General features: G+C 65.7%; 23 protein-coding genes. 14 read left to right on the forward strand and 9 right to left on the reverse strand.

What is annotated here, in order from left to right:
• Positions 1–83 precede the first annotated feature (83 nt).
• Both ACTOQ2_RS19940 and ACTOQ2_RS19945 read left to right on the forward strand, forming a co-directional pair.
• On the forward strand, positions 84–494 hold the full coding sequence (locus ACTOQ2_RS19940; protein WP_440101227.1) for a hypothetical protein: 411 nt from the start codon (positions 84–86) through the stop codon (positions 492–494).
• A gap of 199 nt (positions 495–693) precedes the next feature.
• A complete protein-coding gene (locus tag ACTOQ2_RS19945) occupies positions 694–888 on the forward strand; it encodes a VOC family protein (protein ID WP_440101229.1) in 195 nt (64 codons plus the stop codon).
• Between the two features lie 2 nt (positions 889–890).
• Here the strand turns inward: ACTOQ2_RS19945 and ACTOQ2_RS19950 are convergent, their stop codons facing one another.
• The gene (locus tag ACTOQ2_RS19950; protein WP_440101231.1) at positions 891–1523 is read right to left on the reverse strand and encodes a DJ-1/PfpI family protein; all 633 of its coding nucleotides are present in this window, start codon (positions 1521–1523) and stop codon (positions 891–893) included.
• A gap of 1 nt (position 1524) precedes the next feature.
• A complete protein-coding gene (locus tag ACTOQ2_RS19955; RefSeq protein WP_440101232.1) occupies positions 1525–2493 on the reverse strand; it encodes a GlxA family transcriptional regulator in 969 nt (322 codons plus the stop codon).
• A 678-nt stretch (positions 2494–3171) separates the two neighbouring features.
• Between ACTOQ2_RS19955 and ACTOQ2_RS19960 the strand changes: the two genes are divergently transcribed.
• The 4 genes from ACTOQ2_RS19960 (at position 3172) to ACTOQ2_RS19975 (ending at position 7099) form a co-directional block, all read left to right on the forward strand.
• Positions 3172–4425, forward strand: a complete 1254-nt coding sequence (locus tag ACTOQ2_RS19960) for a class I SAM-dependent methyltransferase (RefSeq protein WP_440101234.1) — start codon at positions 3172–3174, stop codon at positions 4423–4425.
• Positions 4426–4452: 27 nt separating this feature from the next.
• Positions 4453–5010: a class IV adenylate cyclase gene (gene cyaB / locus ACTOQ2_RS19965; RefSeq protein WP_440069735.1), complete on the forward strand. Its 558-nt coding sequence runs from the start codon at positions 4453–4455 to the stop codon at positions 5008–5010.
• Positions 5011–5205: 195 nt separating this feature from the next.
• Positions 5206–5736: a deoxycytidylate deaminase gene (locus ACTOQ2_RS19970; RefSeq protein ID WP_440069737.1), complete on the forward strand. Its 531-nt coding sequence runs from the start codon at positions 5206–5208 to the stop codon at positions 5734–5736.
• A 22-nt stretch (positions 5737–5758) separates the two neighbouring features.
• On the forward strand, positions 5759–7099 hold the full coding sequence (locus ACTOQ2_RS19975) for a hypothetical protein (RefSeq protein WP_440101236.1): 1341 nt from the start codon (positions 5759–5761) through the stop codon (positions 7097–7099).
• A 214-nt stretch (positions 7100–7313) separates the two neighbouring features.
• Here the strand turns inward: ACTOQ2_RS19975 and ACTOQ2_RS19980 are convergent, their stop codons facing one another.
• A complete protein-coding gene (locus ACTOQ2_RS19980; protein WP_440101238.1) occupies positions 7314–8318 on the reverse strand; it encodes a LacI family DNA-binding transcriptional regulator in 1005 nt (334 codons plus the stop codon).
• Between the two features lie 250 nt (positions 8319–8568).
• Between ACTOQ2_RS19980 and ACTOQ2_RS19985 the strand changes: the two genes are divergently transcribed.
• The 4 genes from ACTOQ2_RS19985 (at position 8569) to ACTOQ2_RS20000 (ending at position 13157) form a co-directional block, all read left to right on the forward strand.
• Positions 8569–9852 (forward strand): ABC transporter substrate-binding protein, encoded by a 1284-nt coding sequence (locus ACTOQ2_RS19985; RefSeq protein WP_440101239.1) that lies wholly within the window; start codon positions 8569–8571, stop codon positions 9850–9852.
• 140 nt (positions 9853–9992) lie between these two features.
• Positions 9993–10919, forward strand: a complete 927-nt coding sequence (locus ACTOQ2_RS19990) for a carbohydrate ABC transporter permease (protein WP_440069745.1) — start codon at positions 9993–9995, stop codon at positions 10917–10919.
• 1 nt (position 10920) lies between these two features.
• Positions 10921–11799, forward strand: coding sequence for a carbohydrate ABC transporter permease (locus ACTOQ2_RS19995; RefSeq protein ID WP_440069747.1), 879 nt, complete (start codon positions 10921–10923; stop codon positions 11797–11799).
• Positions 11796–13157, forward strand: coding sequence for a GH1 family beta-glucosidase (locus ACTOQ2_RS20000; protein ID WP_440101241.1), 1362 nt, complete (start codon positions 11796–11798; stop codon positions 13155–13157). The genes ACTOQ2_RS19995 and ACTOQ2_RS20000 overlap by 4 nt, the downstream gene beginning before the upstream one ends.
• Positions 13158–13432: 275 nt before the next feature.
• Here ACTOQ2_RS20000 and ACTOQ2_RS20005 read toward each other — a convergent pair whose 3' ends face one another.
• Positions 13433–14269, reverse strand: coding sequence for a hypothetical protein (locus ACTOQ2_RS20005; protein ID WP_440101243.1), 837 nt, complete (start codon positions 14267–14269; stop codon positions 13433–13435).
• Positions 14270–14567: 298 nt separating this feature from the next.
• The gene (locus ACTOQ2_RS20010; RefSeq protein ID WP_440101245.1) at positions 14568–14744 is read right to left on the reverse strand and encodes a hypothetical protein; all 177 of its coding nucleotides are present in this window, start codon (positions 14742–14744) and stop codon (positions 14568–14570) included.
• A 421-nt stretch (positions 14745–15165) separates the two neighbouring features.
• On the opposite strand from ACTOQ2_RS20010, the gene ACTOQ2_RS20015 reads away from it, so the two are divergent.
• The 3 genes from ACTOQ2_RS20015 to ACTOQ2_RS20025 all read left to right on the forward strand — a co-directional run bounded on the left by ACTOQ2_RS20015 (position 15166) and on the right by ACTOQ2_RS20025 (position 17689).
• Entirely contained in the window at positions 15166–15750 is a 585-nt protein-coding gene (locus ACTOQ2_RS20015) for a hypothetical protein (protein ID WP_440101246.1), read from the forward strand.
• A gap of 143 nt (positions 15751–15893) precedes the next feature.
• Positions 15894–17024: a sensor histidine kinase gene (locus tag ACTOQ2_RS20020; RefSeq protein ID WP_440101248.1), complete on the forward strand. Its 1131-nt coding sequence runs from the start codon at positions 15894–15896 to the stop codon at positions 17022–17024.
• Positions 17021–17689: a response regulator gene (locus ACTOQ2_RS20025; RefSeq protein WP_440101250.1), complete on the forward strand. Its 669-nt coding sequence runs from the start codon at positions 17021–17023 to the stop codon at positions 17687–17689. Before ACTOQ2_RS20020 ends, ACTOQ2_RS20025 begins: the two co-directional genes overlap by 4 nt.
• A gap of 342 nt (positions 17690–18031) precedes the next feature.
• Here ACTOQ2_RS20025 and ACTOQ2_RS20030 read toward each other — a convergent pair whose 3' ends face one another.
• From ACTOQ2_RS20030 to ACTOQ2_RS20040, 3 genes are all read right to left on the reverse strand, one after another.
• Positions 18032–18874, reverse strand: coding sequence for a carbohydrate ABC transporter permease (locus ACTOQ2_RS20030; protein ID WP_440101253.1), 843 nt, complete (start codon positions 18872–18874; stop codon positions 18032–18034).
• Positions 18875–18884: 10 nt separating this feature from the next.
• A complete protein-coding gene (locus ACTOQ2_RS20035) occupies positions 18885–19841 on the reverse strand; it encodes a carbohydrate ABC transporter permease (RefSeq protein WP_440101255.1) in 957 nt (318 codons plus the stop codon).
• Between the two features lie 72 nt (positions 19842–19913).
• Positions 19914–21191, reverse strand: coding sequence for an ABC transporter substrate-binding protein (locus tag ACTOQ2_RS20040; protein ID WP_440101256.1), 1278 nt, complete (start codon positions 21189–21191; stop codon positions 19914–19916).
• Between the two features lie 490 nt (positions 21192–21681).
• Between ACTOQ2_RS20040 and ACTOQ2_RS20045 the strand changes: the two genes are divergently transcribed.
• Complete coding sequence (locus tag ACTOQ2_RS20045; protein WP_440101258.1) at positions 21682–22758, forward strand: tyrosine-type recombinase/integrase; 1077 nt, start codon at positions 21682–21684, stop codon at positions 22756–22758.
• A gap of 264 nt (positions 22759–23022) precedes the next feature.
• On the opposite strand, the gene ACTOQ2_RS20050 is transcribed toward ACTOQ2_RS20045, so the two are convergent.
• The gene (locus ACTOQ2_RS20050; RefSeq protein ID WP_440101260.1) at positions 23023–24183 is read right to left on the reverse strand and encodes a hypothetical protein; all 1161 of its coding nucleotides are present in this window, start codon (positions 24181–24183) and stop codon (positions 23023–23025) included.
• Between the last annotated feature and the right edge of the window lie 59 nt (positions 24184–24242).

Here is a 24242-nt window from a genome sequence, read left to right on the forward strand (position 1 = left end):
CGGTGACGGCCGCTCGCGTCGAAGCCCGGAGCACAACGCGATCATGGTAACCCGGGGTCGCCCCGCAGGCCAGGTCACAAAAAATGCCGAAAAATGCCGAAGAGCACCGTACCCATCGTCTGCTCACCGGCCTCCACACGGGCGTCGTGGACTTCACGGTGGCCGTCGCGGACCGTGATCCAACAGCGGATCTCAAAGGCTACGAGGATGTGGCGGAGATCAGTTTCGAGTCCTTGACCGGCCGGTTCTCGCTGGTGGAGTGGGGCGACGAGGCGACCTATCAGCTCCCGCCGCTGCCTGCCGGTCTCGGACCGTACCGCCTGAGATACCACGGACGGGGGATCGACGAGGCGCACGAGGTGGACACCTCGGACGTGGCGGTCGACCACTATCTCCTGCAGATCTGGCCCGCGCCACCGCACGACTTCGCCGTGCTCAAAGCCACGAGCTCGACCCTTCGGAACTGGCTGAGCTGGGCTTCGAATCAGCCGTGAGTGCGATGAGTCCGCCCTTCACCGAGATCAAGATCAACCGATCCGGTGCGCGGGCGCGTCGTCCTCGACGACCTCGACCACGTCGAAGGGCGTGAGCTCGCCGAGGGACCCGGCCAGGGTGAACCGAGGGCTTGGTGGTCCGCTCCGTAGATCCTTGCCCTGTTGCGGTGTCGAAGGGCGGATCTGGAAGCATTGCGAGATGGCGGACCCGCCGGCGGAGCAGCGGCGAGTCGAGTCGCTGGGCGGACGACGGCCGGCGGGATACGAGGAGGGAGGTTTCCTCGTCATGGCCGACCCCGAGGGAAACGAGTTCTGCATCATCCCCGAGGGCCCTTTCGAGCTTGACGACGAAGGGCGTGCTGGCTACCTGGACGACCCCGACCTGTCCCTATGAGATCAACCATCCCTCAGGAAGGAGCGCACCAGCTCAGTGATCTCTGCGGGAGCGGTCTTCGGCGTCCCGGCGTCGAACGGTGGCTCCGGCGCGTACTCCAACCCGAGCTGGATCGCCATGGCCATGTCCTCGCCGTCCTCGCCCGCCAGCAAGGACGCGAGGTGGAGCGCCATGTCGATGCCGGCCAGCACGCCGGCCGAAGTTATGATCTTGCCGTCCCTGACGAAGCGCTCGTTGACCGGCCGCGCCCCGAACCGCGCGAGCAGGTCGTGAGCCACCCAGTGAGTGGTCGCCCTGACTCCCTCCAGCAGGCCTGCCGCGCCGAGCGTGAGCGAGCCCACGCACACCGAGGTGGTCCATGTGGTGGTCGGGTGCGCCGCCTTCACATAGCGGATCAACTCCTGATCCGCCGTGCTCCGCTTCACGTCCTTGGTACCCGGCACCACCAGGACATCGGGCCTGGGCATGTCGGCGAAGGAGGCGGTGGCCGTCAACGTGACCCCCTCGTCGGCGATGACGCCCGGCCGCTCGGCCACGAAGGTGACCGTCGTACCGGGAACGTTCCGGAGCACGAAGTACGGTCCCAAGGCGTCCATGGCGTCGTAACCCGCGTACAGGGGGATGGCGATGTCCATGTCAGCTCTCCTTGTCATGGAATCTGCGCCGGTACTCTCCCGGTGAGATCTTGAGGTGGCGGTGGAAGACGCGATGGAGGGTCTCGGGCGTCCCGAGTCCGACCCGGGTGGCGATCCGGTCGAGCGGCTCATCGGTGCTCTCCAGCAGCCGCTTGGCCGCCGCCGCCCGCGCGTGCTCGACATACCGTGCGGGCGGCACACCGACCTCGGTCCTGAACACACGCGAGAAGTGGCGGACGCTCATGTTCACGTGGCCCGCGAGGACCTCCACCGACAGGTCGGCGTTCAGGCTCTCCTCGATCCATCCCTGCAGGTCGCGCAGAGGTTCACGCTTCGGTGTCCGCGCGCTCAGCGGCGTGCTGAACTGGCTCTGTCCGCCTGGTCTCTGCAGGTACACGACCAGCCAGCGAGAGATCTCCCTGGCCAGATCGTGCCCGTGGTCGTGCGCGACGAGGGCGAGAGCGAGATCGATTCCCGAGGTGACCCCCGCCGAAGTCCACACGTTGCCGTCGCGCACGTAGATACGGTCGGCGTCCACCCGCACGTTCGGATGCTCGCGGGCGAGCATGTCCCCCACCGCCCAGTGAGTGGTCACCCGCCGTCCCTCCAGCAGGTCGGCCTCGGCCAGCAGCAACGTGCCCGAGCAGATGGACCCGACCCGGCCTGACTCCCCGGCGAGCCTGCGTACCTCCGGAACCAGTGCCGCCGTGTCGGCGACAGCCGTACGGGCCGGGAGACCGCCGACGACCAGCAGCGTGTCGATCGGGCCTTTCACGTTTCGCAGCGGCGTCTCGACGACCACGGTGACGCCGGACAGGGAGCGCACGGCCCCCGCCTCGGCAGCCGTGACCTCCACCCGGTAGTCGGCACTCGGATTCAGCAGTCCGGCCGCGGAGAAGACATCGGCCGGGCCGGCGAGATCGAGCAACTGGAAGCCGTCGAAAAGCATGATGACGACGCGGTGTGACATGTCGCCATACTTGGCCCTGCGCGGTCATGGCCGCAAGGACACATGTCTTGCGGATTCGGCCACAGTGGAGCGCCGCAGGCCTCACCGGGGAAGCCGACCGGCACGCCGAGCCGTCGACGGACTCCTGACACGCGGCCGGGAACCGTCATGCGTGAAACGAAGGATCTCCGCCCGGTCGTCCGGATCGGTTCGACGCGATCCCGCGTCGTCCGTCCCGGCGAATTTCGGGACCGGCCCCGACACCGGCGGAAAAGCTCCGCACTCACGTTCGCGGCGAACCACGAAGGATATCGGGCGCGGAACCCGAAACCTCTATGCGAGATGTGTGGCGTCGCTCTCTCGTCGCCCAAACGGCTCCCACCCGACCGGGCCGATTCGTACCGACCGATATAGCACTCACACGTTATGGCGCCGAATGATCAATATCGAGATAATTCAAGCGTGTCCGAAATTGTGAATACCGACAACACGATACGGCAACGCGAGCATTACATGGCGATTCATTAGTATGGACACCGAGCCTCTTCCATGTGTTGTGCGAACGGCGTAGCGTAATCACTCAGGGAGTCCGGATTGAGCTGCATGTGCTGGAAGGCCAGACATACGGTCTGACGCATCGGAGGCCCTGTGCGAGGTTCCGATGCCAACAGGGAACGCGGGATAAAGACAGGGACGAGCATGTCGGTGCTCAGCCAGCAGTACGCAGCTCTTCGAATGATGTACAGCACACTGCCCGTGATCGAACACCGACGGCCCTCCGGAGACCAACCATGTTTTTCTTCCCGTCACAGAGAAGAACACTTCGCGCTTCTCCTGCCGTACGCACCCTCTGGGTCCATTCTTCTTGAGCACTCGCTTCAAGAATGTGAAGAGCTCTGGACTTTGGTGACCGGATCGGTTGACGACGTTTCCGCAGACGATTTCCTGTCCACCGCCATGCGCCTCGCGAAAATTCACGTGGATCCCGTGAATCATCCAGGGGATGTGGAACCCTTCGCTTTTATTGAGGAGACCGTCGAATCCGTCGACGCTACGACGAAACGCTTTGGTGTGGCGTTTCTGGCACGAGTCCGCATCCCTTCGAGCACCTTTGAAGGCTCATCGGAGGCCGCGCTAAGCAGCGTTGCCTTAACCGAGGCAAGCCGCATGACGATGACGGAACTCGACACCCAAATTCTCCGTGAGGCGATTGTGCGACTGGCGGAAAAGGCAGACCGGCCTGCACCGTCCTACGATCGGGAGAGTGAGCTTGCAACCCGGTACCGTTGGCGCTTCATCATGCACCACAGTTTCTTCAAGCCGGTGCTGCGAATCGCGTCCAAAATCTTTGGAGAGACTTCCCTGGATGAAGTACAGAAAGAGATAGCATCTCATGCGTTAAGGGAGGCCAACGAATCTTTTCTCGACGTCGCGTGTGGCGAAAACGGCCTTTGTCTAGAACTGGCCGCGATGGACAAGCTGACTCTGATCGTCAGCAACGATGTCGCGTGGCCGCACATCGACCTACTTCGAACGCGACGCGTCGGACCGCCGAGCAGCAGCATTCTATTGTTTACGAATCACGACGCAACGGCACTGCCGTTCGAGGACGAAACTTTTGGTGCTTCTTTATGTAAGAACGCACTGCACCATGTCGATCCGACGAGGGCAGGGAGGCTCGTTCGAGAGGCGGTTCGAGTCGCTCGTCGCGCACTGGTGGTAGAGGTAATGGACCCCGAGTGTGAAAGTAGTTGGGGCAGAGTCAGGCATCTGTACTACCTACGATTCCTCAAAGACGCGGGCATCAAATTCTATTCGCGAAGCGAATTTTCCGACTTAACGGATATTCCGAGCAGACGAGCACTCTATGAGCGTCGGACGGTTAAAGGTGTGTACATGTTTGCACTGTTCGACGGAGCAACAAATTCTATGCAGAGTCCTGGGGACGAATGAGATAAGCCGATGATACAATCCCGCCCCATGAACATGTCCCTCCTAGAGGTGGAGATCCGTTACCAGCTTGCCCCTGAGGATGAGTCGGGCATCGAGCATCGCCTTACGGACTCAGGCTTTGAAGAACGTACGGTCGAGCGTCAAGTCGATACATACTTCACCTCGCGCCACAAGGACTTTATCGAGACAGAGGAGTGTCTGCGAATTCGACAGGAAGGCTCCCGGGAGCTGATTACCTGGAAGCCTCCCAGCACAGATGAGATGAAAACCGCGGACGAGTTCTGGAAGGAGGAAATCGATCTAGATGTTACCGGGAATTCGGACGTCGCCTTCCGGCTTCTGAGCCGCCTCGACTTCGTAAAATACTGTGTTGTCGACAAGACACGCAGGATCTTTGTGAATGACCTAGGGGTAGAAGCAGGGCTTGACCAGGTGGCCGGCGTGGGCGTCTTCCTGGAGCTCGAAGTGAAAACGAGCGACGTAGAGGAGGCGCGGACGCTGCTGCGGTCGACAGCCGAATCGCTGGGGCTGGATCCCAGGATGCTGGTACGTGTCCCATACCGAGACCTGGTACCGCGGGAATAGCGCCCGCGATCACAGATTGGTTTGAGAGCCGGTCGGGTAAACCGAGTTTTTCGGGCGATCGCGCGACAGCGAGTGAGAGAGGTGGAGTTGCGACTGTTGAGGTTGTCTTGAGCATATGTGGAGGCCGAGCGATTCGCAGGTAATAAAGGGAATGATGGGCCAGATCGGGTGTGGAACACGAGACGGGAGACAGCGGTGGCGAACGGACTGAGCAAGGCCTGGACATGGCCGTCTGATGTCATCACCTCCATTGAAGAGGCGATATCCGCGGTCGGTCACACTGGGAATTGTCTGAAGCGCAAGGTCGGAGCCGCACTGGTTTCTCTGGGCGGATCTGTGTTGGTGGCCGGCGCCAATGGCACACCCGAGGGAATGCAGCCCTGCGACCAGGGCGGTTGCGTGAGATGCGCGACGGCCTCCCGCTACGCGCACGGGGTTGGATACGATTTATGCCTGTGCCTGCACGCTGAGCAATCGGTTCTGCTGTCAGCCTTGCACAACGACATAAAGACGCGGAATTGCATTCTCGTGACGAGCTATCAGCCGTGCTTCATGTGCGCCAAACTGATCGTCGCGGCCCGGATGGAAGGCGTCCTTTACTCGGAGCCCTGGCGCGTCCCCGAGGAGGAAAGCGGTCTTGCCGGTCTGACCGCGAACTACGAGGCGCTGTGGACGCAACTGCCCATGGGCTGTGTGCGCTTGAACGAGGAGTCGCGTCCACTCTGAACACGAGTCGGAGGAGGGGAAGATGAGTGCCTTACAGTTGGGGCAACTGCAACCGACACTGCAAAGCGAATGGTCCCAAAAGCAGCTCTTCGCCCTCATCAACTTCTCCATGCTGTTCAGCGACACCATCCTCTTGCACGACACCCAGCTTCTTGACAATCCTCATGTTCTTGAAGGATTCAGGGCACGAGCCGCTGGGATGACCGGCGCGAACCTTTTCAATCAGCTCCGCGAGGGGATGAGCGAAGGCCTTGTCGACGTCGGCATACGCGATGGCATGCTTGTGACCCCGGATGATTTCAGGTCGTGCGGCGCCCTGGAAGATGTCGTTCGCTCCTGGATAGCCCAACGAATGCCGGGTGTGGGTTCGGTTCGCTCGGACATGCCCTTCCGCTCGGACGTGCTTGAGCTCGCGAGGGATCTTGATTGGACGTTGAACCGGGGAGATAGACGCCCTGTCCGGTATGACTACATCCAAGTGAAGTCCGATTTTCAAGATCGAATCCGGGAGGGCATCGACTCGACCGGCTCGCCTCTGGCATTGGAGCTGAATCGCCTGCCGGCAGAGTTCGTCAGCAGGTATCGAGAGATCGTTGATCGTCCATGGTTCTCACACAACGATGTGTTTCAGCTTGCGAGGGCCGAAGAAACAGCCACCGACCTCGTAATGATGCAGGGATACCTGGACGAGGCCGCCTACTCTGCTCACTTTGGGATCGATCTGTCGGGAAGTGATAGGAGGAAGGCGATTCCCAGCCGGAGTGCAGAGCGGCTCTTTCGCTCCGCGCGGCATCGGGAGAGGGTCGTCACCGTCGACGATCTTCTGTTGGAGCATGCCGCGAAGTTGGTCGAAGGACCGAGCCTGGACGCCCTCGCCCTCCTGCGGATACCGGACATTCTGGAGTTACGAGCCCTCGGGGCTGACGCCAGGGCACTCCGAGCAAATCTGGTCGACGGTGTTGTCACTTCGGAGAGCGAAGACCTGTTACTGGAAGCATTCAACGACTATTGGAAATCAATTTACAGCTTCATTCGTAAACGCTTCCCCATGTCGTCAAGACGCCCGACCAAGCTGCTGATCATCCTGCGGAACAGACTGCCCAGAGTGGCAGACTTCGCCGTCCGGGGGACTCGGCTGGCGCATCGCGTGGCTCCCAGTGTCGTGGGGTCGCTACAGGTGCCCGGACAACCCGCTACCAAAAGCGTCTTTCAGGCGGTGAGTCGATACGTCGGGCTGGAGTTTCTCATCTTCGCGCACAGTGACTCATTCAAGTCCTTGAAATCCACCCTGCCGCGCAATACCTGGAGAGTGCTGGTCTCGGAGCGAACACAGACGAGGGAGAGACCGGAGATAGACAGGTAGGGGTGACGGAGAAAAGCGGGGATTCAGGGGCGGACCCCTCGATGCCCCTTGGATCGAACGTATATCGAACGTATGAGGCCTGACGACCTACTGGCCCCGAGGCCGACAAACGGTACAGGGACGGCAACCAGCGACCGGGGAACCCGTCCGGCTTCCTCCGACAGCGGTCGACGAGAACAAGCTGAGCAGCCGAGGTTCCGACCGCGGGCCAGGTCTACCCGGTGGAGCCGCGGACGACCAGCTGGGTGGGCAGGATCCGCGGGAGAGGGGTGACACCTTCGTTGATCATCGTGATGACCGCCGCGGCCGCCGCCGTACCGAAGCCCGCCTTGTCCTGGGCCAGCGTCGTCAGCCCCGGCGGCACCAGCGCGGCCAGCTCGATGTCGTCGAACCCGACCAGCGCGATGTCCTCGGGCACCTTCAACCCCGCCTCGGTCACGGCCCGCAGCGCGCCGATCGCCATCTCGTCGCCCGCGGCGAACACCGCGTCGGGCGGCTCCTCCAGCTCCAGCAGGGCGCGCATCGCGGCGTGACCGCTCGACAGGTAGAAGTCGCCCTCGACGACCAGCTCCTGCCGGTGCGCCAGGCCGAGCGCGGCCAGCTCCTCCAGGTAGCCGCGCAACCGCTCCGCGCCCGGTCTGGTGCGGGCCGGTCCGGTGATGGTGGCGATGGCCCGGCGTCCGGTCGCGTGCAGGTGGCGGACCGCCTCGCGCGCCCCGCCCACGTTGTCGGAGGTCACGTAGGTGGTCCGCGGCCCCTGGACGGGCCGGTCGAGGGAGACGCAAGGCACCTCCGACGCGGCCAGCGGCTGGAGCGCCGGGTCGGCCCTGCCGTTGTCTATGAAGACCACGCCGTCGAGGTTGTGCCTGCGCACGGCGCGGAGAAAGCTGTCGGGCGTGCCGTCCTCGCTGGTGGCGAGCATGAGCAGGTGGTAGCCGCGCTCGCTCAACGCGGTCTTCAGCCCGATGAGGATTTCCTGGAAGAACGGGTGCCGCCAGCCGGGGCGGCGGTGGTCGGTGTCCCAGATCAGGCCGACCATGTGGGACCTCTTGGTGGCCAGGGTGCGGGCCGACTCGTTGGGCAGGTATCCGATGCGTGCCGCGGTGCTGAGGATGAGCTCGCGGGTCTGGGCGTTCACCACCTCGGGGTTGTTGAACACGCGGGAGACAGTCGCCGACGACACCCCGCAAAGGCGCGCCAGCTCTCGAATCGTTGCCACGGGCGTACGTTATCGCATCTCGCTGAAACCGGTTTCATGTAACCGGTTGCATGGAAGTTATGTGAGAGCCCGCACCATGTCAACCCACCCCTGCGGATTTCCGGCGCGTGACTTTTCTGTGACTTGACAGGGGGTGCCGGTGATCTGTGAAATGTCCCACTAACAGGCCGATGCCGCACCGTTGCCGCGGGGCTCGGCCTTCTTATCGCATCTCGCAGTCACCCTTCCTCTCCCTTCGAAGGAGTCCCAGGTGTCTGCTGGACGAATCCGTCTCGCCGCCGGAGTGCTGGCCGCCGGCATGCTCGCCGCCGGTTGCGGTGGCTCCCCCTCCACCTCCACCGGCTCCACGCCGGCCGAGGGCAAGATCACCCTGACCCTCAACCTGTTCGGGAACATGGGCTTCAAGGAGCTCTACGCCAAGTACGAGGCCGCCCACCCCAACATCAAGATCGTCGAGAGGACGTCGGCGTACAACGACCACCACCGCAACCTCGCGGCGCACCTGGCCACCCGCAGCGGCACCGCCGACATCGAGGCGATCGACACCGGCTTCATCGCCCAGTTCAGGAACCAGCCCCAGCACTTCGCCGACCTGCGCCAGCACGGCGCCGACCAGCTCAAGGACCGCTGGCTGCCGTGGAAGTGGGAGGCCTCGCTGGCCAAGTCGGGGGCCCAGATCGGCTACGGCACCGACGTCGGCGGCCTGGCCATGTGCTACCGCCGCGACCTGTTCAAGAAGGCCGGGCTGCCCACCGACCGTGACGAGGTCGCCAAGCTCTGGCCCGACTGGACGTCCTACTTCGAGACCGGCAAGCGCTACACCGCCAAGAAGCCCGAAGGCGCCGCGTTCTTCGACGGCGGCCCCCAGGTGTTCAACGCGATGATCGGCCAGGCCGAGACCGGCTACTACGACACCCAGGACAACGTCGTGGTCGCCACCAACCCGGCCGTCCGCTCCGCCTACGACGAGGTGCTCAAGGCCGTCGCCGACGGCCAGTCGGCCAAGCTCGTCGGCAGCTCGCCCGCCTGGAACACCGGCTTCGCCAAGAGCCAGTTCGCCACCATCGCCTGCCCCGCCTGGATGCTCGCCAAGATCCAGGACCAGGGCAAGGCCTTCGCCGGGCAGTGGGACGTGACAGCCATCCCCGGCGGCGGCGGCAACTGGGGCGGCTCCTACCTGACCGTCCCCGCGCAGAGCAAGCACCTGAAGGAGGCCGTGGAGCTGATCACCTGGCTGACGGCGCCCGAACAGCAGATCGAGGTGTTCACCAAGCACGGCATCCTGCCCTCCACCGTCGCCACCTACGACAAGTCCGAGGTGACCGGGCTCAAGCACGAGTTCTTCAACGACGCGCCGATCGGGCAGATCTTCACCACCGCCGCCCGCAACCTCAAGCCGCAGTACCAGGGCCCGAGGGCCGGCGACATCCAGACCGCCATCCGCGACTCGATCAACCGCGTGGAGGAGGGCAAGCAGGACGGCGCCGAGGCGTGGACGCAGATGCTCGAGGACGTCGAGCGCATCAGCAAGTGACGCGCGTCGATCCGTGAGAGCCGGCGACGGCGGGCGGTCAGGGCCCGCCGTCGCCTTCCTTCCCCCGAGGAGCCGACCGTGACCTCCGTCTTCCCCGAGGAGCCGACCGTGACCTGCGGATCCCCCGAGGAGCCCCGACCGTGACCTCCGTCAGATCAGGGCCCCGGCGCCGCTGGGCCTACCAGCTCGACGTCAAGGGCTCGCCGTACCTCTACATCGCCCCGTTCTTCCTGCTGTTCGGCCTGGTGGGCATGTTCCCGCTGCTGTACACCGCCTACGTCTCCCTCACCGACTGGAACCTGCTGGATCCGGCCCGCGAGTGGGTGGGGCTGGCCAACTACGCCGAGTTGCTGGCCGACGACTACTTCTGGAACGCGCTGTTCAACACCGTCAGCATCTGGCTGCTGTCCACCGTGCCGCAGCTGCTGGCCGCGCTGTTCATCGCGCACATGCTCAACCGCAGGCTGCGCGCCCGCACGCTGTTCCGGATGGGCGTGCTGCTGCCCAACGTGACCTCGATCGTCGCGGTCACGATCATCTTCGCCCAGCTCTTCGGCCGCGACTTCGGCATGGTCAACTGGGCCCTCGGCCTGGTGGGCCTGGATCCGATCGACTGGCAGGCAGGCACGCTCTCCTCGCACGTCGCGATCTCGATGATCGTCATCTGGCGGTGGACCGGCTACAACGCCCTCATCTACCTGGCCGCCATGCAGACCATCCCCGAGGACCTGTACGAGGCGGCCAGGCTGGACGGCGCGAGCCAGTTCACCCAGTTCCGGAAGATCACCGTGCCGATGCTCCGCCCCACGATCATCTTCACCGCCGTCGTGTCGACCATCGGCGGCTTCCAGATCATCGCCGAGCCGCTGCTGTTCCAGGCCGGCACCGGCAACCCGACCGGCGGCTCGGACCGCCAGTTCCAGACCGTCGGCCTCTACCTCTACGAGCAGGGCTTCAGCATGTACGAGTTCGGCTACGCCTCGGCGATCGCCTGGACGCTCTGCATGATCATCGTGGTCATGGCGCTCGTCAACTTCGCCATCACGCGCAGGATCAGGAGCAGCTGACATGGCAACCGCCACCGCCGTCCGACGCGGCTTGAACCGCCGGGCCGTCCGGCGCGGCCTGAATCCCCTGGGTGCGGGATTCTGGACCTACGCCGCGCTCGTCGCCGTGCTGCTCGGCTCGCTCTTCCCCATCTACTGGTCGCTGATCGTGGCCTCCCACGACAACGACGCCATCGCCAGCGTCCCGCCGGTCCTCACCCCCGGCGGCCACCTGTTCGAGAACATCGCCCGGGTCTTCGACACCACCGCGTTCGGCCAGGCGATGCTCAACTCCTTCCTCGTGTCCGGCTCGGTCACCGTCTCGGTCGTGCTGTTCTCCACGCTGGCCGGCTTCGCCTTCGCCAAGCTGCGCTTCCGCGGGCGCAACGTGCTGCTCGTCATGGCCATCGCCACCACCACCGTGCCGCAGCAGCTCGGCATCATCCCGCTGTACATCCTCATGGCGGAGCTCGGCTGGACCGGCAGGCTCGAGGCGGTGATCGTGCCCGGCCTGGTCACCGCGTTCGGCGTGTTCCTGATGACCCAGTACCTCTCCAGCGCCATCCCCGACGAACTGCTGGAGGCCGGTCGCATCGACGGGTGCAGCACGCTGCGGCTGTTCTGGCACGTCGTGCTGCCCGCCGCCCGGCCGGCCGCCGCCGTGCTCGGCCTGTTCACCTTCATGCAGGCCTGGAACGACTTCTTCTGGCCGCTGGTCGTCCTCACGCCGGAGAACCCGACCGTCCAGGTCGCGCTCTCCAGCCTGGCCAGCGGCTACACCACCGACTACGCACTCGTGCTCACCGGCACCGTGCTCGCGATCGTGCCGATCGTGGCGGTCTTCGCCGCGCTGGGCCGTCAGATCATTGGGGGAATCATGTCAGGAGCGATCAAGGGATGACCCAGGAACGTATCGCCTTTCCCGCCGGATTCGTGTGGGGGACGGCCACCGCCGCCTACCAGATCGAGGGCGCCGTGGACGCCGACGGGCGCGGGCCCTCGATCTGGGACACGTTCTGCCGCGTCCCCGGCGCGGTGGCCAGGGGCGAGAGCGGCGAGCACGCCTGCGACCACTACCACCGTTGGCGGGAGGACGTGGAACTGATGGACAAGCTCGGCACCGGCGCCTACCGTTTCTCGCTGGCCTGGCCCAGGATCGTGCCCGACGGCGACGGCCGGGTGAACCAGCGCGGCCTCGACTTCTACCGGCGGCTCGCCGACACCCTGCGCGAGCGCGGCATCGAGCCGTACGTCACCCTTTACCACTGGGACCTGCCCCAGGCGCTGGAAGACCGCGGCGGCTGGCGCGACCGCGACACCGCCGAGCGCTTCGCCGACTACGCCGAGATCGCGCACGAGGCGCTGGGCGACACGGTGTCACATTGGATCACGCTGAACGAGCCGTACTGCTCCTCCATCGTCGGCTACGCGGAAGGCCGCCACGCACCCGGCGCACGCGAGGGTCACGGCGCGCTCGCCGCCGCCCACCACCTGCTGCTGGGCCACGGCCTCGCGGTGGCCAGGCTGCGTGCGCGGGCGCGGGCGGGGCAGCAGGTCGGCATCACGCTCAACATGTCGCCCACGGTGCCCGCGACCGGTTCGGCGGCCGACGCCGACGCGGCGCGCAAGATGGATCTGCTGGTCAACCGGCAGTTCACCGACCCGCTGCTGCTCGGTGCCTACGCGTCCGACATGGCGGAGACCTTCGGCGCCATCAGCGACTTCTCCTTCCGCCGCGAGGGCGACCTGGAGGTCATCGGCGCTCCGCTGGACTTCCTGGGCGTCAACTACTACTACCGCATCCACGCCGCCGCGGCGCCGTACGAGCAGGCGGACCCCGCGCTGCGCTCCGCCTTCGACCTCGGGGTGCGCAGCGTCACCCCGGACGGCGCGGCGACCAGCGGGCTGGGCTGGCCGATGGAGCCGCAAGGGCTCCACCAGACTCTCCTCGGCCTGACCCGGCGCTACCCCGCGCTGCCGCCGATCTTCATCACCGAGAACGGCTACGGCGACGACGGGACCCTCGACGACACCGGTCGCGTCGACTTCCTGCGCGACCACCTGGCCGCCATCCGCACCGCGATGACCGACGGTGTGGACGTGCGTGGCTACTTCTGCTGGTCGCTGCTGGACAACTTCGAGTGGGCCCGCGGGTACGCCGCCCGGTTCGGGCTCGTCCACGTCGACTACGAGACGCAGGTCCGTACCGAGAAGGCGAGCTTCCACTGGCTGCGCGAGTTCATCGGGATACAGGGGTGAAGATCCCGTTCATCGGGAAACAGGGTGAAGATCCCGGCACTCGACCTCGGCACCTCACCGGTACGAGCGCCGACCGGCGGGCAGGCGCAGGGCCCCCGCGGCGGCGCGGAGCGCCGGCATCTTGAACCGTTGAAGAAACTCCGAGTCACCTCATGATCGGCGTCCTGCTGATCGCGAGGTCAACATCCCAGCCGTGGATCGTGGCCCTCCGGCTGGAGCGCCTTCGTGCGCACCGGATATCGGGACGACCGCTTGATCGCTTGGAGCGGCGGTCGTCATCCGGCGGCAGGATTCAGGGGGACGGAGGGCTCAGGCATCGACCAGTCCGAGGGCGTCACCACATCATCGGCGGAAGGAGCGGCGATGTCGGTTTCGGCGCCCCAGCCGGTCAAGCGAGCGTCAACAACATACGAGACGGGGACATCACCGTTCTTGGAGAACGGTTCGCTCCACGAACCCCAGGCCCTGCGCACCAGCTGGTCCTCACCGAGCCAGAGCCGCCAGGACACCTTGGCCTTCATTTCCTCTCCGGTGGGCTTCACCACGAGTCCGAAGGGAAGTCCGGGAGAGGCCTTGGAAAGCTGACCGACGGTGATCGTGCCCTGGTAGAGCGTGGTAGGAGTGCCGTCGTAGACGCCTGCGGGACGCTTGACCCTGGTGGTGGCCAGCACCGCCTTCAGCATGACCGGGTCGGCGAGCTTGATCCAGCCGGCGTCCAATACCGGCCGGATCTCATTGTCCTCCCGGAGGATCCAGCTTTTGCCGTTGGGCAAGTGGTCGTCCTGGATGTACTGGCGGCCCTCGACGACGACCTGCCGTATGGGGTCCGTCCAGTTTCTCCGGTCGGAGTCATAGGTCATATCGATGGCCGTGATCTTGCCCCTGCCGAACTCGGCGACGGCCTCGGTCCAGAAGTGTTCCTTCTCCCCATCCGTTATGTATGTGGAGGTGAGGACCTTCGACATCTTCACGCCCCGGTTCTCGACGAGCCGGCGCTTGAGCGCGTCGATCGGGTCGGCCGGAGCGCCCTGGGCGTTCGCGGTGGAACCGAGACCGGTGACCACCATCGGGATGACCAGCATTACGGCCGACGCGGCGACCCATCGCCTCATCCGAGAACGTCCTCTCGCTCGTGCCCCACACGGTGAAGGGCTGCAGCGCAATCCTTACACCTCGAAGCCAAGGCCGAGCTCAAGGAGATCATCCGCGACGACGAAGACGGCCTGCCATCGCGTCGGGCGGCCATACCGTGGCCGATGCGGTCACGTACCGGCTTGAGCACGGGCTGAAGTCGAATCGATCGGGAGTCACCAGCGTTACGCGAAAACGCTCGTTCTGGCCCGACCTCTCAAGGGCCGGGCCCGCTGTCGCATCTGGGGCCCGGCGATTACGCCGGGTCCGTCGCGGCTGCTACCACCACGCCGTGAAGTGCCACTTGTTGGCCGTCGAATACGTGCAGGACGACACGTTGACCCCTGTCGCCTCGACCGCGGACCTCCAGTAATTGCAGTTACCCGAGTCGGGGTAGCCGCCGTAGAACTTGCTTCCCAGCGCGACGGTCGAGGTCGACGCCGTACCGGCACGCAAGGCCGATCCGGTAATGGAACATACCATTTGCAGAAATGAGTAAATTCGTCCGACGCTTTCGAGTATTTCGAAATCGACGCGATTTCGAACTCCTGACATCCTGCTTGCGAACGGGAGCCGGTCACCACCTGAGAGGCTCCCCGCCCTGCTCAGGCGTGGGATGGCGGCCGTCGGCGCGCGGTGCTGTGCGGCCCTGCCGCCGTACCTCGCTGCCGCACAGGGCTCCGCCTCCACCTGGGCATTCAGTGGCGAGCCCCCCGTACGGCGCCTGAGACCTGCCTCTGGTGGCCGGGATGTCGCCGATACGAGGGAGACGACTCCCTCGCGAGAGGGAGCGCCGGGATCGCTCTCCTCGGCGATTACTTTCCGGCCGGAGAAATCCAGGATCGAGGCGTAGGCAAACCACTGAGGAGTCTCCCGGATGAACCCCCGCATCGCATTCGTCGCAGCCCCCCTGCTCGTCATGGCCTATGGAGTGATCCGGATCCTCGACGGACTCGACGGCAGCCGAGGTCCCGGCCTCGCCTGGACCACCGGCCACCTCGCCTTCCTCGCGGCCCTGGCCATGTTCGTCTCCACCTTCCTGCAGATGCGCCGGATGGCGGGACGAAATGCCCTCGCCAATGTGAGCGCCACGATCGGAATCGTCGGCACCCTGGCGCTTTCCGCGCAGTTCCTCATCGACATAGTGGTCGGTCTCCTGTCCGCCGACCGCGCCGGTATGGGCGTCCTCTTCGATCGGATCCAGGCCGTCCCCGGTGTCTCCATCGTCGTCTACGACGGCGGCCCGTTCCTCTTCTACATCGGCCAGCTCGCGCTCGTCGTCCAGCTCGCCGTCGTCCGCCGCGTCAAGCTCTGGACGCCCTTCCTGGTCCTGCTCGACCTCCTCCTCCCGTTCGTCGACAAGGACCTCATCCCGCTCGGGGCCATCCTTCTGCTCGTCTCCTTCGCCCCTCTCGCCGGTCAGGTCTCCCGTACCGCCAAGCCCGTCCCCGCCGTCGCGTGACAGGACGCCAACCGGCGGGCCGTCCGGTCCGTCGTTTCGCGTTCCTCGCGTTCCCCATGGTCGCTGTGCCGGAAGGCCGGAAAGAGGAGGCAAGATTGGACGCTGTGTCCGCCTTGCCGTTTTTTGTCCGAGCTCGCAGCTGGTTGAGATCTCTTCCACCCCCGTGGCTGGACACAGCGCTCGCCGTACTGGTGATGGGCGTGCAGTTGTGGCCGTTCCTCTCCCGCGAGAACCCGTATGCCGTGCCATGGCACTGGTGGGGATACGCGGTCGTGGTCGTCGCCGCCGTGCCGCTGGTGTGGCGGCGGCGGGCGCCGGTGGTCGCGCTGACATGCACCCTCGTCGCGACCTCCCTCTACGACCTCGCGGACGAGGTCCCCTCACAGCCGATCTGGTACGGCGGGCTCATCGCCATGTACACGGTCGCCGCCTACTCCTCGCGCCTGCCCCGCGTGATCATGTTCATCTTCTCGGTCGGCGGGGGCCTGCTCCTGGTCGGCTCCTCGGAGACCGCGCTGCGCGGCGTCGTGCTGTTCGTCGCCGCGTACGCGATCGGCCGCGCCTCCGCCGCCTCCCGCGCATACGCCGCCGCCCTGGAGGAGCAAGCATCCCGGCTGAAGTACGAGCGTCAGGCCGAGATCGAACGGGCCGCCGAGCGCGAGCGAGCCCGGATCGCCCGCGACATGCACGACATCCTCGCCCACGCGGTCAGCCTCATGGTGGTACAGGCCGAGGCCGGTCCCGTCGTGGTCAGAAGCGACCCGGCCCGCGCCGAGGCCGCCTTCGACGCGATCGCCTCCGCGGGACGCGACGCCATGGTCCAGCTCCGCCGCATGCTGACCGCGCTCAAGGAGGACACGGGGTCGCGCGCGCCGCGACCGACCATCGACGACCTTGCCGGGCTGGCCGACCAGGTCTCCGACGCCGGGCTCGACGTGACCTACTCCACCTCGGGTGAGCCCGGGCCGCTGCTTCCCGACATCGAGGTCGCCGCCTACCGGGTGACCCAGGAAGCCCTCACCAACATCGTCAAGCACGCGGGCGCCACCCGTGCCGATATTCGGCTCCTCTGGCAGGACGACACACTCATGATCATCATCACCGACGACGGCCGCGGCTCCGGGCCGTCCTTCCCCGCCGGCGGAAACGGTCTCATCGGCATCCGCGAGCGCGCCGCCGCCTTCGGCGGCTCCGCCACCATGGGCCCTCGCCCGGACGGACCGGGTTTCCAGGTGCTCGTACGGCTGCCGCTGGCACAGGCGGTGACGGCATGACCCTGAGAATCGTGGTGGCCGACGACCAGGAGCTGGTGCGCGCCGGGTTCAGCATGATCCTCGACGCCCAGCCCGACATCGAGGTCGTCGCCGAGGCGAACGACGGTGCCGAGGCCGTCGCGACGGTCCGTGAGCATCAGCCGGACGTGCTCCTCCTCGACATCCGCATGCCCACGATGAACGGCATCGAAGCAGCCAGGATCGTGTGCGCCGAGACCGACTGCCGGGTGCTCATGCTGACCACGTTCGACCTGGACGACTACGTTTACGACGCGCTGCGAGCGGGCGCGAGCGGGTTCCTGCTCAAGGACGTCCGCCGCGACGACCTCGTCCACGCGGTACGGGTGGTCGCGGCCGGGGAGTCACTGCTCGCGCCTTCCGTCACGAGGAAGCTGATCGCCGACTTCACCTCCAGAACGGTCACCCGTCCGGTCACCCCACCTGCTGAGCGACTCGCCGTACTCACGGCTCGCGAGCAGGAGACACTTCGGATGATCGCGCGCGGACTGTCCAACGCGGAGATCGCCGCAGCCATGGTGCTCAGCGAGCACACGGTGAAAACGCACGTCAGCAACGTGCTCACCAAACTCGGGCTGCGCGATCGGGTACAGGCGGTGGTCGCCGCCTACGAGACCGGTCTCGCGGTCCCCGGCGGATCGGTGTGAACGCCGACGACCCACCACACCGCTCCGGCCCGGACAGCCGACCGGCTTCCCGTCCGGCCATCGGACCCGGTTCCGGCCATCGGACCCGGTGCGGCGGAGGACGGCCCGATCACGCTCGCCGGTGGGCGCTGAACACGGCCGGTGCGCGCCGGCACTCGGATCGACACCCACGGGGGCGATCGAGAAGTGCTCTGTGCTGTGACTCCATGAAGGATCTTGGTCGTCAGGTCACGTACTGGGACACTGCCGGCGCTGAGAAAGGGATCGACAATCTCTAAGAACAATTAGCCCTCAAAGGTCATTGTGCCCGGGTTCACATTCCACAGGCTCCTGATGGTGGCCTCAGCCCTTGAAGGCGCCGTTCATGATCCCGGCCACCATGCGCCGTCCGACGAAGACGAACAGGACGAGCAGCGGGAGGGTGGCGAGAAAGGAGCCGGACATGGCGAGTCCGAGGTCGATGCTGAAGCTGTTCTGCAGCGCCTTGATCGCGATCTGGACGGTGTACATCTCCGGCGACTTCAGCACCACGAACGGCCACAGGAAGTCGTTCCACGCGGTGACGAAGCCCAGCAGGCCGAGCACGAAGGCGGCGGGACGTACCAGCGGGAACGCGACGCGCCAGAAGATCTGCCAGGTCGACGCCCCATCGATGCGGGCCGCCTGGAGAATCTCGTCGCTGATGGCGGACGATATGTGCTGGCGCATCCAGAAGATACCGAAGGCGTTGGCCAGGCCGGGGACGATCAGCGCCTGAAGCGTGTCCACCCAGCCCAGCGACGAGATGATCATGTATTGGGGGACGATGGCGAGCTGGGTCGGCACGGTCATCGTCAGAACGACGACCAGGAACAGCGCGTCGCGTCCACGAAAGCGCAGTTTGGCGAACGCGAAGCCCGCCAGCGCGCACAGCACCGCCTGACCCACGCCGATCGTCCCGGCCACGACCAGGCTGTTGACGATCGACCGGACGAACGGCACGGTCGAGAACACCAGGCCGGCGAGGTGGAAGAAGTTGTCGCCCGGCACGATCTCGGGCGGCAGATTTGTCGCCGTCGCGGTGTCGGTGGTGGCGACGACGAACATCCAGTACAGGGGGAACAAGCAGAAGAAGGCGGCGAGCGCGAGCAGCGCGTAGGTCCACCATCGGACACGATCGCCGGAGCGTGGTCTCGTCGTGCTCATGATCGCCCCCTCAGCCCTTGACCGGGCGGATCCGGGTGGACAGGAAGTAGTTGAGGCCGGCGAGCACGACGACCATCACGAACAGCGCCACACCGACCGACGCGGCGTAGCCGAACTTGAACTGGGTGAACCCCTGCTCGAACAGGAAGAGAGTGAGCGTCTGGCACTGGCGAATCGGCCCGCAGGTACTGGACGCGCCGCGGTTCACGAGCAGGGGCTCGGTGAAGATCTGCAGCCCGCCGATCGTCGAGGTCACGATCGTGAACACGATGACCGGCCGTAACGCGGGGAGGGAGATGTGCAGGAACTGCCGCACACCTCCGGCTCCGTCGACGGCGGCCGCCTCGTAGATCGCTCGGGGAACGGCCTGCAAGGAAGCCAGGTAGAGCAGTGTCGTGTAGCCGAACCACCGCCAGGCCACCATGACGGCGATCATCACATGGCTGCCCGCCACCGACTGGGTGAAGTCGATGTGCTCGACGCCCACCAGGCTGAGCAGCCAGTTCAGCAACCCGTAGTCGCGGTCGAACATCTGGACGAACACGATGGCGGTGGCGGCCACCGAGGTGATGTACGGCACGAGCATCGTCATGCGGAAGAACACGGCGAAGCGCAGCCGTGCGTGGTTGAGCAGGTGCGCGAGCAGCAGCGCGACCAGCAACTGCGGCACGGTGGACAGCAGCCAGATGCTCACGGTGTTGCGCGCCGCGTTCCAGAACCGCACGTCCCCGAGCAGCCGGTCGAAGTTGCCCAGGCCGACGAACACGTGCTCGCCGATCGGGTTCCAGTCGAACAGCGCCACGTAGAAGGTGAACAGCAGCGGGATGAGGCCGAAAACCGCGAAGAGCACGAAGAACGGGGTGATGTAGGCGTAGGGGGCAACGATCTCGGCGAAACCGCGCCGCGCCGCCTCCACCGGCGGGGCGGGGGGCAGGCCCGCCTTGGTGGGGCTGATGCTCGTCGTCACGGTCTGCTCGCTTCCCCGCCGCCGGCGCGGGCCCGTCGAAACGGCCCGCGTCGGCGGCGCTCGTGAAGGGTCCTAGCCGCCGATCGCGGTCTTGATGTTGGTCACCGCCGCGTCCCACGCCTTCGCGGGATCACCCTTGCCCTGCTCGACGTTGGTGATGGCGTTCGTGAACTCCGTGCCGATCGTGGTGCTGTCCGGCCCGATGAGGAACGGCTTGAGGCCGAGCAGCGAGTCGGTGTAGATCGTGCCGATCGGTGCGCCGGAGAAGAACTCGTCCTTGGCGGAGGTGAGCTTCGGGTCCTTGTAGACCGACGGGGTCGCGGGCAGCGACCTGGCCTCGGAGAAGTGGTCGAGCTGGCCCTGCGGCGACTGCGTGGTGGCGATGTAGTCCCAGGCGGCCTGTGGGTTCTTGGCGCCCTTGGGGATCGCGAGGAAACTGCCGCCCCAGTTGCCCGAGCCGCCGGGGATCTTGGCAATGTCCCACTTGCCCTTGGTGTCCGGGGCGTTGTCGCGGATCTGGCCGAGGAACCAGACCGGTGCGGCGGCGACGGCGAAGTCCCCCCGCTTCATCGCGGCGCTCCACCCCTCGGTGAACGAGCTCTGTTTGGCGGTGATCCCGGCGGCCACGGCCTTGAGCGCCTGGTCGAAGGCGGCCCTGACCTGAGGGCTCCGTTCGTACACCAGATTGCCCGCGGGGTCGTAGTACTTCTCCTGCCCCTGGTTGACCACCTGCGAGTAGACGCTCCCGCCGGCGTTGTCGATGAACGCCTTGCCGGTGGCCGCCTTGTACTTCTTGCCGGTCTCGATGAAGGCGTCCCAGGTGGGCCAGAGCTTGCCCACCTCCTCACGGTCCGTCGGCAGCCCGGCGTCCTTGAACAGATCGGTCCGGTAGGCGATGGCCATGCCGCCGACGTCGGTCGGGATGCCGATGATCGCGCCGTCCTTGGCCGTGGGCTGGCTGATCACCCAGTCCAGGTAGTCACCCTTGACCTTGTCGGCGCCCATCGTGCGCAGGTCGACGAAGTTCTGCGGTTGCTGGACGAACTTGGGCAGGTCGTCGCCCTGAATCAGCACCAGGTCGGGCACCTTGCCGCCGGCGAGCGCGGTGGTGAGCGCCTGCGCCGTCTCCTGCGCGTTTCCCACCTCGGTCAGCTTCACCTGCACGTTCGGCTTCTTCTTCTGGTACTCGGTGACGGACGCCTTCTGGTTGATCCCGGTGAACGACCAGAACTCGAACGACGAGCCGTCCGACCCGCCGGAGGAAGTCCCGGACGACGAGCCTGAACACGCTGCCATGCTGAGGGCCGCGGTAGCGGCGAACACGACCGCTGAGACGTTGCGGAACTTCACGGCGACCTCTTTTCGCTTGCTGTGATCAGGGATGTGATGTGCGGCCCGGCGACGAGAGGATGCGCTGCGCTCGCCGGGCACCTCCTCCGCGCGTAGGACGGCGACGGTGCCGTGCCACTTCAGGCTCCGGATCGCGAGCGCCGGACAGGTTCAGCACCGCCATGCCGACCTGGTGTTTCACCTACGGAGACTTCTGACAGCACTCTTGAAGTGAAACTTTCGGAACGTCATGCCGGTCATTGCTCCAGGACATTAGGTCTCCATTGACCTGAGCGTCAATATTCTTACGGCAATGTGTCTGAAACAATCGGCTTGACGATTTTATGTTTCGGGAGTACATCGCGCCCCTCCGAGACGGCGGAAGCGGCCTGCCCGGTAGATCACCAAAATCGTGGGGAGAGGTCGCGTCCGAGGTGCGGTGTAAAAGGGAACGAGCGTAGGTGGCCGTGCTGAACCGTCCAAAGTTCGCACTACGCAAGGACCTACGCTCGTGGCACGCACACCACCGCCCGTCCAGGCCATCCGCGCCGAGATCGACGCCGAGGTCTGGCTGACCAGGAAAGAAGCGGAGATCCTCGACGACGAGTGGATCGATCCTGACGCAGGAAAGATCACGTTGGGGGAGTACGGGCGGGCCTGGATCGACGAGCGGCCGAATCTCCGCCTGCGTACGGTCGAGCTGTACGGCTATCTCCTCCGCGCCCACCTCGCCCCCACCTTCGGAGAGAAGGCGCTGAGCGAGATCAAGGACCTGCACGTCCGGCGGTGGCGGAAGAAGCTGCTGGACGCGGGGGCCAGTGAGGTCACCGTGGCGAAGGCGTACCGGCTCCTGAAGGCGATTCTCACCACAGCCGTGGATGACCAGCTCATCAAGCGGAACCCCTGCCGGATCAAGGGCGCCGGTCAGGAGAAGTCGCCGGAACGGCCGGTGCTCACGGTGGCCCAGGTCTACGAACTCGCCGACACCATCGAGCCGCGTTATCGGGCGCTGGTGCTGCTGGGGACTTTCGGCAGTTTGCGTTGGGGTGAGCTGGCCGGCCTTCAGCGCCGAGACCTCGACCTGGACGCCGGGACCGTACGCGTGGAACGTCAGTTGATGCAGCTCACCGGCAAGGGTCTCGTCTTCACCGAACCCAAGTCGGCGGCGGGCAAGCGGACGGCGGTGATCCCCGAGTTGATCATCGAGGACCTGCGGGCGCACGTGAAGGACTTCACCCAGGACGGCGACAACGGGCTGATCTTCGCGGGACCGGATGACGGTCCGCTCCGGAACACCAACCTCAACCGCCGCGTCGAGGCTCAGGCACTCGTGAACGCGGGCCTTCCGAAGATCCACTTTCACGACCTGCGGCACACCGGTAACACCCTCGCCGCGAACGCCGGGGCGTCGATCCGGGAGCTGATGGAGCGCATGGGCCACTCCAGCACGAGGGCCGCGATGGTCTATCAGCACTCGACCGACGAGCGGCAGCGGGAGGTGGCACGGAAGCTCGACGGCCTCGCCCGTGGGGCACTGGCGAAGGGATCGGGCACGCAACGGGCACGGGAGCGGAAGAAGGCCGAATGAAGATCAAAGCCCAGGTTGGGGCAACATGCCTGACCTGGGCTTTTGTCTGTCCGAGAGGGAGTGGAGCCTAGGAGATTCGAACTCCTGACATCCTGCTTGCAAAGCAACCCAGGTGGGGCGGGACCATGGGCGATACCCGCTCCCACCTGGGCTTACGGTCCCTGGTGATCCATCGACGTCCGGCCTCGTCCGTGGTCGTTGTCACCCAGTTGGTCACTCAGTGATTCGCCTGTCCGAGCCGGTAGAGCGCGCCTCCCCCGGTTCTCACCCGGGGCCGCTCAGCTCTCGATACGCCTCGCGTAGTTCTGCGGCTTCCGGCATGCGGCGCGTCTCGATGGCGCCGATCACCTCGCGGGCCCTCCAGTAGTTGGACGGCACCAGCACGCCACTCGTCATGGTCGTGAGGGCAAGCTGACCGGCCTCGTCGGGTTGATCGGTGGCGAGCAGTGCCAGAGCAAGGTCAAGGCGCGCGGAGGCTGCCCTACGCGGACGAACCATCCCGTCCGCGGCCGACTCCAGGCGGGCGAGAACCTGCCGGGCGTATGGCTCGGCGGCCGGATCTCCCAGCCATGACAGCGTGGTCGCCACGTACGCCTCGCTCTTGGAAGGGTCGTAGCGGTAGTGATGCTCGGGATGCTCGGGCACCGACAGCGGCGAGACCAGCCGGGCAACGCGGTTCAGGGCGTCACGCGTCTCCGGACCGGACCCGAGCCGAGCCCAGATCCGGCCTTCCTGCGCAGTCGCCTGGATGTAGGCCGAACTAGTGCGCGGTGCGATCGCCTGCGCTCCTTGGGTCAAGGTCAGGGCGCGGCGGTAGTCGCCGGTGGTGACCGCCTGCCATGCCTCCGTCTCCAGACACCACGCGGCGATCTCGGGATGCTCGGCGTGCCTGGCCAGCTGGGCGGTCGTCCGAAGCCATGTTCCGGCGGCCTCGAACTGGCGAAGGTCGATGTGGCAGGTGGAGGCCAGCAGCGACAACCAACCACCGGCCGTGAGAAGGCGACGGTGCTCGTCGAACGTCTTCTTGGCGTCGACCAGGTGCGAGACGTACGACAGGTGCTGACGCACCCGTTCCAGCAGCTCGGCCGGTGGTGTCGCCTGGTAGGCCATCGCGAGGTCGTCGACGGCCAGTTCCAGCCGGTCAAGCGTTTCGGTGCCCACGTCGCTGGCGGCGACACGACGGGCCAGCTCCAACGCCTCGATCTCCTCGGCGAAGTGGGGGCTGTCCGGCGTCGTGCTCTCCGGCTCCTCGCTGAACAGCTCAGCTTCTTCCGCACCGAACACCCGGCAGTAGAGCAGCCGGTACGGATCCTTGGGCTGGTGCTTGCCCGCCTCCCAATCCTTGATCATGCGGATCAGGGAATCCCGCTCGGGCAGGCGGGCACGAGTGCGGGGATCGGCGGCTTCGGCAAGCTGCCTGGCCATGTCTCGCTGCGTCCACAACTTGCCACGCCTCGCGGCGCGTAACCGTACGGCCCAGGCCG

It is taken from the genome of Streptosporangium sp. H16 (genome assembly GCF_051918855.1).
GTDB lineage: Bacteria > Actinomycetota > Actinomycetes > Streptosporangiales > Streptosporangiaceae > Streptosporangium.